The sequence below is a fragment of the Pseudomonas weihenstephanensis genome, from assembly GCF_001043055.1.
GTDB lineage: Bacteria > Pseudomonadota > Gammaproteobacteria > Pseudomonadales > Pseudomonadaceae > Aquipseudomonas > Aquipseudomonas weihenstephanensis.
In genome coordinates, this window is the sequence record NZ_JYLF01000011.1 from 132069 (window position 1) to 147287 (window position 15219).

13 protein-coding genes and 7 pseudogenes are annotated in these 15219 nt (G+C 51.8%); all 20 read right to left on the reverse strand.

The annotated features are described in order from the left end of the window. Positions 1 to 22 precede the first annotated feature (22 nt). The gene (locus tag TU86_RS22230) at positions 23 to 1177 is read right to left on the reverse strand and encodes a lysozyme inhibitor LprI family protein (protein ID WP_053076076.1); all 1155 of its coding nucleotides are present in this window, start codon (positions 1175 to 1177) and stop codon (positions 23 to 25) included. 258 nt (positions 1178 to 1435) lie between these two features. After that, a pseudogene (locus tag TU86_RS20620) lies at positions 1436 to 1863 on the reverse strand (LexA family protein). A 100-nt stretch (positions 1864 to 1963) separates the two neighbouring features. After that, positions 1964 to 2206: a hypothetical protein gene (locus tag TU86_RS20625; RefSeq protein ID WP_048366167.1), complete on the reverse strand. Its 243-nt coding sequence runs from the start codon at positions 2204 to 2206 to the stop codon at positions 1964 to 1966. Positions 2207 to 2366: 160 nt separating this feature from the next. Further along, positions 2367 to 2741: an Imm53 family immunity protein gene (locus tag TU86_RS23775; protein WP_082152933.1), complete on the reverse strand. Its 375-nt coding sequence runs from the start codon at positions 2739 to 2741 to the stop codon at positions 2367 to 2369. Between the two features lie 92 nt (positions 2742 to 2833). Continuing rightward, a pseudogene (locus TU86_RS20630) lies at positions 2834 to 3513 on the reverse strand (RHS domain-containing protein); the annotation flags it as partial. A 55-nt stretch (positions 3514 to 3568) separates the two neighbouring features. Beyond that, a complete protein-coding gene (locus TU86_RS20635) occupies positions 3569 to 3826 on the reverse strand; it encodes a PAAR domain-containing protein (protein WP_048366169.1) in 258 nt (85 codons plus the stop codon). A gap of 4 nt (positions 3827 to 3830) precedes the next feature. Continuing rightward, a complete protein-coding gene (locus TU86_RS20640; protein WP_157395931.1) occupies positions 3831 to 4220 on the reverse strand; it encodes an Imm44 family immunity protein in 390 nt (129 codons plus the stop codon). Positions 4221 to 4600: 380 nt separating this feature from the next. After that, positions 4601 to 4789, reverse strand: a pseudogene (locus TU86_RS23415) (RHS repeat-associated core domain-containing protein); the annotation flags it as partial. 106 nt (positions 4790 to 4895) lie between these two features. After that, positions 4896 to 5435, reverse strand: coding sequence for a hypothetical protein (locus tag TU86_RS20645; protein WP_048366171.1), 540 nt, complete (start codon positions 5433 to 5435; stop codon positions 4896 to 4898). Positions 5436 to 5786: 351 nt separating this feature from the next. After that, a pseudogene (locus TU86_RS23780) lies at positions 5787 to 6809 on the reverse strand (RHS repeat-associated core domain-containing protein); the annotation flags it as partial. 77 nt (positions 6810 to 6886) lie between these two features. Continuing rightward, a complete protein-coding gene (locus TU86_RS20655) occupies positions 6887 to 7150 on the reverse strand; it encodes a PAAR domain-containing protein (protein ID WP_048366173.1) in 264 nt (87 codons plus the stop codon). Between the two features lie 847 nt (positions 7151 to 7997). Further along, positions 7998 to 8381 carry a hypothetical protein gene (locus tag TU86_RS20660; protein WP_125828572.1) on the reverse strand — a complete coding sequence of 128 codons (384 nt, stop codon included), beginning with the start codon at positions 8379 to 8381 and terminating at the stop codon, positions 7998 to 8000. 425 nt (positions 8382 to 8806) lie between these two features. Beyond that, a pseudogene (locus tag TU86_RS23785) lies at positions 8807 to 9595 on the reverse strand (RHS repeat-associated core domain-containing protein); the annotation flags it as partial. 55 nt (positions 9596 to 9650) lie between these two features. Next, the gene (locus TU86_RS20670) at positions 9651 to 9914 is read right to left on the reverse strand and encodes a PAAR domain-containing protein (RefSeq protein WP_048366176.1); all 264 of its coding nucleotides are present in this window, start codon (positions 9912 to 9914) and stop codon (positions 9651 to 9653) included. A 111-nt stretch (positions 9915 to 10025) separates the two neighbouring features. Continuing rightward, entirely contained in the window at positions 10026 to 10421 is a 396-nt protein-coding gene (locus TU86_RS23430) for a hypothetical protein (RefSeq protein ID WP_048366177.1), read from the reverse strand. A 396-nt stretch (positions 10422 to 10817) separates the two neighbouring features. Continuing rightward, positions 10818 to 12269: pseudogene (locus TU86_RS20680) on the reverse strand (RHS repeat-associated core domain-containing protein); the annotation flags it as partial. 105 nt (positions 12270 to 12374) lie between these two features. Then, positions 12375 to 12749 (reverse strand): hypothetical protein, encoded by a 375-nt coding sequence (locus TU86_RS20685; protein ID WP_048366192.1) that lies wholly within the window; start codon positions 12747 to 12749, stop codon positions 12375 to 12377. A 458-nt stretch (positions 12750 to 13207) separates the two neighbouring features. After that, positions 13208 to 13462: pseudogene (locus TU86_RS23435) on the reverse strand (RHS repeat-associated core domain-containing protein); the annotation flags it as partial. Positions 13463 to 13539: 77 nt separating this feature from the next. Continuing rightward, entirely contained in the window at positions 13540 to 14004 is a 465-nt protein-coding gene (locus tag TU86_RS20690; RefSeq protein WP_048366178.1) for a hypothetical protein, read from the reverse strand. After that, on the reverse strand, positions 14001 to 15219 hold a 1219-nt coding region (locus TU86_RS20695; protein ID WP_048366179.1), incomplete at its 5' end, for an RHS repeat domain-containing protein. The genes TU86_RS20690 and TU86_RS20695, both read right to left, overlap by 4 nt.

Here is a 15219-nt window from a genome sequence, read left to right on the forward strand (position 1 = left end):
ACGTCGCGACAAGGGCGCAGACTCAGGCGCCCAACTCTTCTTTTCTCTTTTCAGACCAGGCGTGATCACACTCCGCACATTCATAGTCATAGCGATTGATCACAAAGGTTGTGCTTATAAAGCGCGTATTGGTGCCGCGTGAATTTTTTTCGTGCACTTTGATACGTCCCTTGAAGCGATCCATCTCCTTGTGCCCCGTGCAGTCAAAATTCAGCGATTTGCACGATGGGCAACGATGACGGATGAAACGGTGCCATATAAAACCGCCCAAAATGGCCGCCAATAACAGCCCTATCCAAAGCAACCACTGCCCGCGGGCCTGACTTTCTTGACGAAGTTGCGTTTGCTGGCGCTGCTCTTGTAAAGCGACGGCCTGCGCCTGCTCGCGCGCAAGCGTGGCTTGCTGCTCGGCCTGGGCTTGCAGTTGCTGAGCCTGGCGCCTGGCGCGTTGCTCGCCATTGGCCTGTGCAATCCAGTATTTGAAGCGCGGGATGCCGTCAATGACCTTTTGCATGGCCTCAGTGCGCAAACGGTAGGTCGAGTCCTGAGTGGGATCATTTTGCAAATTACGCTGCACGTACCAGTTACGCGCTTCTTGCAGTTCGGCGATTTTTTGCTGCTCAAGCCGATACTTCAAATACTCAAAGTCGGCGTCATCCCACTGCAACACCGGCTTGCCAAACAGCTTGGCCTGAGGATCACTCCAGGCTGACTCGCTCAATAGCCCCTGCACGTTATAAAAATACTTGGGATCAAACAGAATCGGGATCGGGTTATCGGCCGCCATCGCTGGAGCTGTCGGCGCAATGACCGGGGCCGCGACGGGAGCGGCAACTGGAGCGGCCGCAGGCACGCTTGAACTCACCCCGTTCAAAGCATCCAGTTGTTGCTGATAGGCTGCGGTCAAACACACCACATTCGCCGAACACTGTTCACGCGGGCCTCTGAGCCACGCCAGTTGCCGACTCCTGACCTGAGGGTTCTGCGCAAGCGCCTGGCGATAAGTGCGCGACAACTGCTCATCCAGTGCCGACAACGTCGGATTGCCACAAATGGCATATTCGACCTGGGTGCTGGCCTTGGTGCAATCAAAACTGGCGGCGTTGCTGTGCGCCATGCCCACGCTGAAAATCAGCCCCGTCAACATCAGTGACGACCTGTGCAGTAATGCGTCCATGTCAGCAGTGCATCCTTAATCAAAAATTGGACTTGCCCGATTTGGCATCATTTAGCCATTAGGCGGGCATGCTATCGATTTTGCAGTGGGCAAACCAGATGCTCCGTTGCGAATACGCACTGCGCGTACACCCATCGCTCGACCTACGCGACTATGTGCGCCAAATGAAGTGCACCCCAAGTACCTGATCACCCTTCGCGGCACACACTTGCCGATGGGCGCCACCCAGGTACAGTCCACTCGATAACGGGATTGACCTTAGTGAGCATGGCTGCGCACGGTATAGGTGATTACGCCCATATCGACAGATCATCCCCTTCCATTACATGAAGATCCGGGTAACGGGGGTTCTCAGACGGGAGAATGACGCTCTTTCCCCGGACGCACAGACGCTTGCAGATGGGATCATTATTGAGCAAGGCCACCACGACTTGACCGTTGAGAGGTTCAACACCGCGGTCAACCACTGCCAAATCGCCGGGATAGATGCCTGCACCTTGCATGCTGTCGCCATCGATCGTGACCCGGTATACCTGCGGCGCGCGAATATTCAGCAACTGATCCATGGAGATCTCCTTCTCAATATGGTCCGCTGCCGGAGAGGGAAAACCAGCCGGAACCTTAAACGTGCAAAGCGGCAGGCGAATGCCACCTTCAGAGATTGGACCCAGGGATGTAAAGCTCATGACGCGCGCCTTTAGCTAGCTGTATGTATATACAGATGACGGTGTAGGACGATGCCGGTCAATTTGTACGTAGGATATTTCGACAGATGGATCGCGCCCGCTATAGCTTAGGCACGCGGTTGACCGCTTCAGCTAAAGCCAGCAACACGTCTGAAACGTGGTTTACAGCCTGGTCCAATTCGTCGAAGGCTTGGTGAATGGTTTGATGCTCATCCACAGTCTGCCCTCCCCTCAAAGAATGACGCCCCAGACTTTCGTCCTGCTCCAGCACCTGAATGCTCTCGCGCAGTTGTTCGACCTGTCGGGCAATGACTGCAAAGTGATCCTGCTTGGAACTTCCCATGACGTGGCCACCTCACAATAAACAGTACTGTTTAGAGACTACGCTCTGGCCAGGCGTTCCATTGGCTGAGGGTCAACACCATGTGCGGACGATTCGTTCAATATCAGGGCATTGCCGGTTATCTGGAAGTACTGGGTTCAGACAGTCCAATCCTGAACGGTTACGATAACCAGCCTATTGCACGCCACAACGTTGCCCCCGGGACCCGGGTAAATATCCTCCATGGGGATAACCAAGGTTTGCGGATAGACGCCGTCCACTGGGGCTGGGATTCCACATCACTCGCGGCAATCCTAATCCAATCAGACTCATCTCGTTCCACGCTAACCAAACCTGAACGTTTCAAAGAGGCCACTGTTATTTTCACTTTCCATCCTGGGTTATCAATATTTACAACTTCAATACCAAATGAATGCTCCCAAATGCCATTGCATTGAACCTCATACCAGCCTTGTAAAAGCTCAACAAAATTTATATATCCCTGTATTGACTGAATTGACTGAATTGACTGAATTGACTGAATTGAAAATATTATAGATTTTTATTTATTTGATTAGAAAGCTCGCGTGCCATTTCAGTTTCATTTTTTGGCCCTTGCAATTTATTATCAGTGCAGCGTGGTAAACACTTAGCAAGCCCCAGCGGATCAACCCACCCCGTGGGACTAGGCCATACGCATACAGATTCAACCCACCCGCATAACTGATCGGGTTAGTCAGCCCCTCACGATGTGCCCATTCCGAACGCTGTTCTTTTATTTCACCCCACGCTTTGTACTGCGCGCTCCAGGCGAGTTGGCCGTTGGGGTCGGTCAGTTCTTGTGGCGTGCCCAAGTGGTCGCACTGGTACCAGGCCAACACGTCAATCGGCAGCGCTTGGGGCGTGTGCGTCCACAGCGGATCTTGGTCTATATCGTAGGCGCCTTCGTAGTTCGGCTGCGCCAACAGGCGGATCGGTTGATGACGCATGGCCTGCGCCACGGGCACGAAGGTGCCGGGTTCGTAGAGGTAGTGGACTGTTTTACCCGCCGTGCCATCGGCCTGGGCCGGGCTGCTTTCCCAGGCCAGGGTGTCGCCGTCCCAACCGAACAGGGTGAAGCCGCAACCCAGTTCGCGCTGTTTACGCGCCTGTTCGTTTTGGTTCCAGTGCGAGCCGGCTTCCGGGCGATGCTTGTGGTGGGCGTTGGAGTATTTATGGATGCGCCGCCCCAGCGGGTCGTAGGTGTAGTCGACGCTGAGTGTGTTGTCTTCAAAGCGCACCAGTCGGTCGAACAAGTCCCAGCGCATTTGGCTTTGTTGGCCGTTGTGCTAACAGTAAATATCAATCCATACCGGCTCAGTTTTTAAAGATCGGTGTTGCGGTTCAACGGTTGACTGCGCCTTTTGGGCCACTGGCAATCAGTGCGGTACCACACGCTGTTTTCATACCATCGAGTGCAACAGCAATGCCGTCAACGGAGTAAGTCGCGCTGCACTCGGCAATGGGGAAAACCCCTTTGCACAACGGGCAACTGACGTTGTGACCAACACCGGAAATCGGTTTAACGTTGAGGTCAATCCGGGAAAAAGCTTCAAGCACGACACTCCCGTGGATGGTGGGATGATGTCTTTCATAAAATATTGTTCTAGTGACCTAAAAGCTCAGTTCTAGCTTGGGTTACCGCGGCTTTTAAAGTTTGTCGGTCATTTTCAGGTATTTTAAATTTTTCCATCAGGCCGATGGATCGTTCAATAGCATCCAGAATCATGGATATTTGTACCTTAGGGTTCGCACCTATGAATTTCTCAAAAGGGATCTGTAAGCGAAACTCGAGGACTTTGGTTTTTTTATGAAATTTTGCAACTTCTGGGTAGTCTGAGATGAATAGATCAGAGAGGATTATTGAAATAAAGCTCCATCTGTTTATGTCGAAATTTAATTTTGCATTTTCTACAAGACCAGATAAGACAGAGTTTATTTTATTTCTAGCGATATGCTCTGCATCACCGACTTTCGCATCAATCTCTCCTGACATGAAGAATTCCATAAATCTACCTCAATAGTCATTTTTGTTTAAAGGTGGGCCAGTACCGCCATTAGTAGCTTTGTGCTCTACAATTTTGTTGTGCTGCCAAGAATGCATTTCGCGTTTCGTTCCGGCCACCTCAGGTCTAAAAGTCAGCTTGTTTTTTTGAGGTAGGATTCCGGATAGCGTTTCTTTCCTTGTGTGGTTTCCCCATATTTCATAACTTCTTCAGTATTTATATCCCTCAGCGTGTACCCAATAGCTGGCGCATCACTGTCCAAACTATTGCCATGCACCTTTTTGGTCGGGTCAGCGACAGGAGGGCACGGCTTTTCAGGATTTGCACCTTTACCGAAGGTTCCGTTGGTATTTCTTGGCTGCCCTTTCCATAGGCCTAACGGATCAACCCATCCCGTAGGATTCGGCACATACGCATACAGGTTCAACCCACCCGCATAGCTGATCGGGTCTTTACTGATAAACCGCCCAACCCGTGGATCATAGTACCGATAGCGGTTGTAGTGCAGCCCCGTTTCATGATCGTGGTACTGGCCCTGGAAGCGGATCGAGTTTTTCAGACCTTCGCGTTGTGCCCTTACCTAGCGTTGTTCCCGCAATTCACCCCAGGTTTTTACTCGGCAGTCCATACGATGGAGCCGATGAATCGAACACTTACTTAATTATTTATGGCTTCGGAATAAAGCCTGGCATGCTGTTGCATTTTTCACGAACTCCACGGCCTAAAAATAGTCGCCAATTTTTCCCACTACTAAGTGCCTTTTCGGTCCAGTAGTAGTTATCTGTGATTTTGTTAGCGGTACCATTGCTTTCCAATACACCTTTCCGGGCGTACTTTTTGAATAAATTATTTAGCTCTCGATTTACTATTTTTTCAACATTGGAATTGTCGGCACTATAACGTGTTGCGCCAATAGCATATTGATGCTCCCCCCCATAAGTCAGAGTGATCAATCCCTTTCTCTCTTCGCGCCTGAGTGTCTCTTTTGTGTGCGAAATAACTCTTTTTTCATCTTTTTTCTCACCAACAAACCAATCGTATGAAAACGGCTCATTTTCATCCAGGATTGTAAAGTCTAGGTCATCTAATCGCACGAATCTCTTATCAGTATCACGCCAAAAATATAAGCAGAATCCAGTGCTTTTTAAAAGCTCGCTATTGATTTTAATAAAATCTTCAGAGGTCAAGAAAATAACCTTATCCATTTATATCTTCCTTCCACAGGGGCAATTATAGGGTCTAAATTGCACGTCATCAGGTGCGTGTGCCTCATTGACTTTTGTTCTTAGATCGTCCAATGCCTTCTTCTCGCGAGTAATCGGGTTCGTTTGGTCCGCACGATTTTTACCAACGTTGCCGTAGATAATTCTCCCTTCTGTATCTTCGAAAATTATATCCGGACGACGACCTTCTTTATTCCCCCCTGGCGTGGGAATTAACTGCTCTCTCTTGACGCCACCACCGGCAATAACTCGCCCTCCGGAGGCTTCAACTTCTTGCCCCCAAGCTTGAATAATTTGATTATGTGGCCCCTCGCCGTTGGTTTTCGGTCCTCGTTTAGCAAGCCCTAACGCATCAACCCACCCCGTAGGATTCGGCGCATACGCATACAGATTCAACCCACCCGCATAACTGATCGGGTCCTTGCTGATAAACCGCCCAACCCGGGGATCATAGTACCGATAACGGTTGTAATGCAGCCCTGTTTCATGATCGTGGTACTGGCCCTGAAATCTGATCAGGTTGGTCAGCCCCTCACGCTGTGCCCATTCCGAACGCTGTTCCCGCACTTCACCCCCCGCTTTGTACTGCGCGCTGCAGGCGAGTTGGCCGTTGGGGTCGGTCAGTTCTTGCGGCGTGCCCAAGTGGTCGCACTGGTACCAGGCCAACACGTCTATCGGCAGCGCTTGCGGGGTGTGCGTCCACAGCGGATCTTGGTCTATATCGTAGGCGCCTTCGTAACTCGGCTGCGCCAACAGGCGGATCGGTTGATGCCGCATGGCCTGCGCCACGGGGACGAAGGTGCCGGGTTCGTAGAGGTAGTGGACGGTTTTACCCGCCGTGCCATCGGCCTGGGCCGGGCTGCTTTCCCAGGCCAAGGTGTCGCCATCCCAACCGAACAGGGTGAAGCCGCAGCCCAGTTCCCGTTGTTTGCGCGCCTGTTCGTTTTGGTTCCAGTGCGAGCCGGCTTCCGGGCGATGCTTGTGGTGGGCGTTGGAGTATTTGTGGATGCGCCGCCCCAGCGGGTCGTAGGTGTAGTCGACGCTGAGTGTGTTGTCTTCAAAGCGCACCAGTCGGTCGAACAGGTCCCAGCGCATTTGGCTTTGTTGGCCGTTGTGCCAGCGGCGGATCTGGTTGCCGCGTTCGTCGTATTCGTAGTGGGTGCCGGCGTATTCGCGCAGCAGGTTGTCCATCAGTGTGTTGCGTTTCGGGTCTTGATCCAACGGGCGGCGGATTTCGGCCACGCTGTTGTCCAGCAGGTTGCTGGCCGGGTCGAAGGCGAAGGTTTCGACGCCCAGGCGGCTGGTGGCGCTGAGCAGGCAGCCCACCGGGTCGTAGCGGTAGGACAGCGGCCCGCGGCATCGTATTGATAGTCGCGCCTAGTAGCGCGGACTGGTCATATGCAAGCTGGTTTTTTAAAGAACGCTGCCGCCATTCAACGGCTTACGGTCCCTTTAGGGCCACTGGCAATCAGACTGGCCCCGCAGGCGGTTTTCATCCCGTCGAGGGCAACGGCAATTCCGTCAACGGAAGAAGTGGCGCTGCCCTCGGCAATCGGGAAAATCCCCTTGCACAACGGGCAACTGACCTTGTGACCGCCCCCGGCAATGGGCTTGCCGTTGAGGTCGGTATTGGGAAAAGCTTCGAGTACGACACCACCGTGGGTGGTGGTGTCGCCTAGGCGGATGATGTCTTTCACTGTTGAGCCTCTCTGGTTATCTTGAATTTCGACCGCGCCAACTGCTGCTTTTTGGCATCATGTCTGAAATATCTTTCAGCTTTATCTGACCGAATTAGCTGGCTGATTCTATAGTGAGATTAGAATTAAACTGTTGCTCAACGAGCAGCGTCAATTTTAGACAAATACCTCAATAGTCGACAAAAAGCTACCGAGTCACCCTTGAAGTTTGGTTTGGATAAAGAACTATGAAACTCATAAAGTTGCATTGTTTTTTACGGAGTTAGTTGCAAGCTTGTTAAATATATTGATTTCACTAAAGTCGCTTTCAATGGTTGCTACAGAATACCCACCCCGTCTATCCCATTGATTGGTCAGCCAGTTGACTCTGTGGCCATCGGGGCGAGTCTTGGCGATACGCTGGTTGTGTACGTCGTATTCGTGCTGCTGCTCTATGCACTCCTTGTGCCCAGCATCAAGGGTGAAAAGGGAGCCAAACTTGGCGCGCGTCTACATACGACGTGCACGCATTGGCGACGCGGGGCAAATGCTGGTGATGTTTGTTTGTTAAAGAGCGCTGGTGCGGCTGCTGAACCGTGAGCAAGTCGTATATGGATGCGAACCTGTGGCGACCTAGCACCACAAGCGCGTTTCATGTTGTCCAGCCCCACCGTAATGCTGTTGTCAGAGTAGATGCTGCTAACTTAGACCAACGAATATGGCTCATTAAAAAGGGGCGCATCAATAAGTACCTTCGCCCGCTATCGGCTGCCGTCGGGGTCAGTGTGGAGGTATGATTGCCTGCGATAACGCCGTCGTGCTCGGCAGCGGTATCAAAGCAAACTATCGTTGTGCTCCACTCAAATTCTTAGGAGGCGGTATATAGATATTTCAGCTTGAATTGTTCTTTGTCATAAAAAAGATCAAAGTTTGCTGAAATCTCTTCTTCGCCCTGCTCACTAAATAGCCTGCAGTTTATTCTCCAACAATCAGTTTCTTCATCGGTACCGTAGATATCCAATAGGTTGTCTTCTAGAAGATGTGGGGATGCCCCTTTTTTTGGGGGCGGCTTAAGGAGGTATTGGTCAGTGTTGAAATAGTCATCTAGGTATTCGCGCGCCTCATTATATATTGCCGGTGTCATGCCGAACTCAGTCTTGAGTTTGGCCGTGCTTTTTTCATTAAATGCATCCATGAAGTCTTCAATCAGACTGTAAGCGGCTTCATATACTTTTTCTTTTTTAATAAACATTGTCATCGACCTCTTCTATTTTTTGGGAGGTTTTTTGATGTTCCGGAAGTTGCTCCAAGACCACTTAAGTAGCCTCGCGCTTTCAGAACTGCACATTTTGATTCTGGACTGCCAATGCCTGCTGATCGTAAGGCCTTAAAAGCTATAACAGTTTCGGAGCCCAATAGGCCGCCATTAGCACTATTGTTTTGGACCTGGGAGGCATTGTAATGCTGCGTACCTCTCGTTGTACCGTCAACATTTCTGCCTTGTAATGTTATGGCTATCGCTTCGCGGTGTTTATAACCGGGTACGGAGGTCACTGTATTGTCTTGATAGATATGGTGAGAGTCATATTGAGTGCCTTTGTTTCGTTTAGTGAGATTGCCATGGGTGTCGACGTCTAGCCCTGCATCGGCAAGAATTTTCTCGCAGTCACTTTTACAAGGGCAGGAATTAAGCCCCAGCGGGTCAACCCACCCAACCGGATTAGGCGCATACGCATACAGATTCAACCCACCCGCATAGCTGATCGGGTCTTTGCTGATAAACCGCCCAACCCGGGGATCATAGTACCGATAGCGATTGTAGTGCAGCCCTGTTTCGTGATCGTGGTACTGGCCCTGAAATCTGATCGGGTTGGTCAGGCCCTCACGCTGAGCCCATTCCGAGCGTTGTTCTTTGACTTCTCCCCACGCTTTGTACTGCGCGCTCCAGGCGATTTGGCCGTTGGGGTCGGTCAGTTCTTGCGGCGTGCCCAAGTGGTCGCACTGGTACCAGGCCAACACGTCAATCGGTAGCGCTTGGGCCGTGTGCGTCCACAGCGGATCTTGGTCTATATCGTAGGCGCCTTCGTAGTTCGGCTGCGCCAACAAACGAATCGGTTGATGCCGCATGGCCTGAGCCACGGGCACGAAGGTGCCGGGTTCGTAGAGGTAATGAACCGTGCGTCCCACCGCGCCATCGGCTTGGGCCGGGCTGCTTTCCCAGGCCAAGGTGTCGCCGTCCCAACCGAACAGGGTGAAGCCGCAGCCCAGTTCCCGTTGTTTGCGCGCCTGTTCGTTTTGGTTCCAGTGCGAGCCGGCTTCCGGGCGATGCTTGTGGTGGGCGTTGGAGTATTTGTGGATGCGCCGCCCCAGCGGGTCGTAGGCGTAGTCGACGCTGAGTGTGTTGTCTTCAAAGCGCACCAGACGGTCGAACAAGTCCCAGCGCATTTGGCTCTGTTGGCCGTTGTGCTAACAGTAAATATCAATCCATACCGGCTCAGTTTTTAAAGTACGGTGTTGCGGCTCAACTCTTGACTGCGCCTTTCGGGCCATTGGCAATCAGTGCGGCACCACACGCTGCTTTCATACCATCGAGTGCAACGGCAATGCCGTCAACGGAGTAAGTCGCACTGCCATCGGCAATGGGAAAAAAACCTTTGCACAACGGACAACTGACGTTATGACCAACACCGGCAATCGGTTTACCGTTGAGGTCAGTCCGGTAAAAAGCTTCAAGCACGACACCCCCGTGGGTGGTTGAGTCGCCTAGGCGGATGATCTCTTTCATTGAATAAATGAGCCTTTCAACACGACTGTATTGTGAGCGATTTGGCATACTGAATACTCCCGCTCCACGCTCTAGTAGGTTCACTAAAAAAGAGAAAGTAATTTGGAAGCACTACTCTGTTGTATTTATTAGTTTTTTACGTACCTCAGTCAAAACGCCGTGCAATATATCTTGATCGCCCTGAATGATTTTATACTTGCTCATCATTTTGATTGAGCGTTCTATTGCATCAAGCATCATCTCGATTTTTTCACGCTCTCCTACCTCTTTAAATCTGTCGTGATCAATGTGTATTCTGCAATCAAGGTCCATATTTTTTTTGTTGAGTTTAATTACCTCAGGCATTCCGGGCAGAAATGTATCGGACAAAATAATAGAGATAAAACTCCATCTTTTTAAGTCGGAATCTAGCACGATAGGATTCAATAGTTCCGTCAGTATTGGCGAGATTTTTTTCCTCGCGTAGCTTTCGCCGTCTCTGACATCTGCCTCTCTTTCTGCTGACATAAAGAAATCCATTGTTAAGTCCCCAGTAGTCACTTTTATTTAAACGAGGCCGTCGTCCATCATGACGGACCTTGTGGCCCAGAATTTTTTCATGTTGCCAGCGATGCATTTCACGCTTAGTTCCAGTTGCTTCAAAGTCCATTGTCACCGCTTCAGATTTCAAGTATACAGTGCTGTAACGTTTTTTTCCCTGCGTAGTTTCCCCATATTTCATAACTTCTTCAGTATTTATATCTCTCAAAGTGTACCCAATAGCAGGCGCATCACTGTCCAAACTATTGCCATGCACCTTTTTGGTCGGGTCAGCGACAGGAGGGCACGGTTTTTCAGGATTTGCACCTTTACTGAAGGTTCCGTTGGTATTTCTTGGCTGCCCTTTCCATAGGCCTAACGGATTACCCACCCCGTAGGATTAGACGCATACGCATAAAGATTCAACCCACCCGCATAGCTGATCGGGTCTTCACTGATAAACCGCCCAACCCGGGGATCATAGTACCGATAACGGTTGTAATGCAGCCCTGTTTCATGATCGTGGTACTGGCCCTGAAATCTGATCGGGTTGGTCAGCCCCTCACGCTGCGCCCATTCCGAACGCTGTTCCCGCACTTCACCCCACGCTTTGTACTGCGCGCTCCAGACGATTTGGCCGTTGTGGTCGGTCAGTTCTTGCGGTGTGCCCAAGTGGTCGCATTGGTACCACGCCAACACGTCAATCGGTAGCGCTTGGGGCGTGTGCGTCCACAGCGGATCTTGGTCTATATCGTAGGCGCCTTCGTAGTTCGGCTGCGCCAACAGGCGGATCGGTTGATGACGCATGGCCTGCGCCACGGGCACGAAGGTGCCGGGTTCGTAGAGGTAATGAACCGTGCGTCCCGCCGTGCCATCGGCCTGGGCCGGGCTGCTTTCCCAGGCCAAGGTGTCGCCATCCCAACCAAACAGGGTGAAGCCGCAACCCAGTTCGCGTTGTTTACGCGCCTGTTCGTTTTGGTTCCAGTGCGAGCCGGCTTCCGGTCGATGCTTGTGGTGGGCGTTGGAGTATTTATGGATGCGCCGCCCCAGCGGGTCGTAGGCGTAGTCGACGCTGAGTGTACTGTCTTCAAAGCGCGCCAGTCGGTCGAACAAGTCCCAGCGCATTTGGCTTTGTTGGCCGTTGTGCCAGCGGCGGATCTGGTTGCCGCGTTCGTCGTATTCGTAGTGGGTGCCGGCGTATTCGTGCAGCAGGTTGTCCATCAGTTTGTTGCGTTTCGGGTCTTGATCCAGCGGGCGGCGGATTTCAGCCACGCTGTTGTCCAGCAGGTTGCTGGCCGGGTCGAAGGCGAAGGTTTCAACGCCCAGGCGGCTGGTGGCGCTGAGCAGGCGGCCCACCGGGTCGTAGCGGTAGGACAGCGGCCCGCGGCGGCTGTCGTTGAGGTCGGTCAGTTGGCCCGCGGCGTCGTATTTGTACTCACGCTTGAGCAATGTGGATGGGTCGTCGCTACGGCTCAGCAGTTGGGCTTGCAGACGGCCGACCGGGTCCCATTGTTGAGTTTGCAGCAGGCGGTTGCCTTGGTGGCGGGCGACTTCGCGGTGCAGGTCGTCGCGCTCGTAGCCGATCAGTTCGTGTTCGTCGAGGCGCATGCCCAGCAGGTGGCCGCTGCCGTAGGTCAGCCAGCTGACTTTGTGGCCGTCCGGGCGGGTGGTGGCGATGCGTTGGTTGAGCACGTCGTACTCGTGTTGCCACACGGCGACTACCGGTTTTTGCAGGCTCAGGTAGTGCTGGTGTTCGCGCAGCAGGTTACCCGCGGGGTCGTGGAACCATTGCAGGCGGCTGCCGTCATAGGCGAAGGTTTCGGTTTGCGCGGTGTCGACTGACTTGCCGGAGCTTACCGGCAAGTCAGTCGGGTGTGCTTGGAAGAGGCGGGGCTAGCTGACTCTAAATATTCCTGTACTATCCCTAAGTGGCAATTTAAATTATTGCGTCTCTAATAGTCTAAAAGCTAATGTTGGAGTTCCTTGCTCTTCAGTGTAATCAGCAATTAGTGTTAGGTCAGTTTTTATCCCTCCAGCCCATAGCTGACAAGCAATTCTGTATGTGTGTGTATCGGCTTCCGTTTCATAACAGGCAAACGGGATTCTGCCAGTCACATCTGGTTTAAAAGCAACGCTATACGGGGGAGGCGTCAAGTTCGCAACAATCTCTCCTGATCTTTCGAGCTCCTCAAAAATCTCGTCATAAATCGCAGGTGTTATTTCAAATGCCTCCAATGTGCCCTGCCCTCTATTTTTAATCGCGCTCAAAAGATCATCTGTAAGTTTGCATGCTTCATCTCTATTAAATAACTTCATTATCATTTCCTTCGTTTTGGGACAGTAGTATTTGATGTTGCAGAAGCCCCAATGCCAGAAAAACATGAATCTGCTTTCATAAGGGAGCACCTAGACTCCACCGGACTTAGGCCCGCTCTCCTGACTGCTTTATAAGCGATACGACGCTCAGCAGCCAAGCTCCCTCCCCCCCTCTGATCTTGGACGCGATTTGCCTTATAGTGAGGTGTGCCACGTGTTGTACCATCTGCATTTCTTCCTTGAAGTACTACTGCAGGCGCATCGTAATAGTTATAGTTATAGTTATAGTTATAGTTATAGTTATAGTTATAGTTTGGCAGAGCGCTCACAGCTGCATCTTGGTATATGTGGTGTGAGTCATTGAGTCCACCTCCAGCCTTTTGCATATCTCTATGGCTTCCTACCTGTACGCCAGCGGCATCTAGAATTTTGTCGCATTCGGCCATACTCGGACTGCAACATTTAGAAAGCCCGACTGGGTCGATCCATGCCACCGGATTCGGCGCATATTGGTAAAGATTCAACCCACCCGCATAGCTGATCGGGTCTTTGCTGATAAACCGCCCAACCCGGGGATCATAGTACCGATAGCGGTTGTAGTGCAGCCCTGTTTCGTGATCGTGGTACTGGCCCTGAAATCTGATCGGGTTGGTCAGGCCTTCACGCTGCGCCCATTCTGAGCACTGTTCTTTTATTTCACCCCAGGCTTTATAAGTTTCAACTTGCCATCCTGCTTTCTAGATAATGGCATAGTCCGTGCGAGTCTGTATCTCACCGGCCCTGATGGCTGTCACTCTCTTGCAGCCTCCCCCCCCCCTTTATTTGCAGTTATGCGCTCTCTTAGATAAGATATGTTGTTATTTATTGTGTCTCGATACTGCAAAGGATCTAGCTTCTCAATAAATAGACTGCTCCCCCATGGTCTTATTGCAATGTGGTGCTCGCCTAACAGTTTGAAAAAGGCGGCTTTATCGCCATCGAAAGATTCAATGCCAAGAGGAAGGCAGCAGTTGCGAATGTCATGTTTTATTACGAGGTCCAATCTATCGTCAATTTCTTCAGCAAAGCACTCTTCGGCACAGACATTATCAAGGCGCGCTTCTAAGTCCTCAAGTGAGAGCAGAAGGTTTTTTGCAAGAACTATTTGCTCATAATCGCCAACATTCACAGACTGAAAAACAAATCTGCACTGTGAGAACAAGTAGTCGCCGACAGTTGAGAGATTAAGCCCAATTTCAATGATGGGATATTTCATTTCTTATACCTCCCACACAAGCAATCCTTTTTCATTGATACGAACCTTTTATCGACTTCAGGAGGTACTGGGATACCACGGTTCTGCGATGTGTCGCCATTCCAATGAACGTTTCCGTCATTACTGTTCCCAAAACGGTGAGTAACTCCACTTTCATCCATCGCATACCAGTGCTTACCTTCAGCGTCCGGGATTGCTTTTTTGTACAGCGACTCTGCATCTTTAGGAAGAACTGATGTTTTTGACCCTCCACCTCTAAAGTTACCCGAAGACGGATCATGATGCCCTGGGTTTTCATATTTAGGTTTAGGACCGTGATATCTTCCCTTTTTAGGAATGGTTGATAGCCCCAGCGGATCAACCCACCCCGTAGGATTCGGCGCATATGCATACAGATTCAACCCACCCGCATAGCTGATCGGGTCTTTGCTGATAAACCGCCCAACCCGGGGATCATAATACCGATAGCGGTTGTAGTGCAGCCCTGTTTCGTGATCGTGGTACTGGCCCTGAAATCTGATCGGGTTGGTCAGCCCTTCACGCTGCGCCCATTCCGAACACTGTTCTTTTATTTCACCCCAGGCTTTGTACTGCGCACTCCAGGCGATTTGGCCGTTGGGGTCGGTCAGTTCTTGCGGCGTGCCCAAGTGGTCGCACTGGTACCAGGTCAACACGTCAATCGGCAGCGCTTGGGCCGTGTGCGTCCACAGCGGGTCCTGGTCGATGTCGTAGGCGGCTTCGTAGTTCGGCTGCGCCAACAGGCGGATCGGTTGATGACGCATGGCCTGCGCCACGGGCACGAAGGTGCCGGGTTCGTAGAGGTAGTGGACTGTTTTACCCGCCGTGCCATCGGCCTGGGCCGGGCTGCTTTCCCAGGCCAGGGTGTCGCCGTCCCAACCGAACAGGGTGAAGCCGCAACCCAGTTCACGTTGTTTACGCGCCTGTTCGTTTTGGTTCCAGTGCGAGCCGGCTTCCGGGCGATGCTTGTGGTGGGCGTTGGAGTATTTGTGGATACGCCGCCCCAGCGGGTCGTAGGCGTAGTCGACGCTGAGTGTATTGTTTTCAAAGCGCACCAGTCGGTCGAACAAGTCCCAGCGCATTTGGCTTTGTTGGCCGTTGTGCCAGCGGCGGATCTGGTTGCCGCGCTCGTCGTATTCGTAGTGGGTGCCGGTGTATTCGCGCAGCAGGTTGTCCATCAGTTTGTTGCGCTTGGCG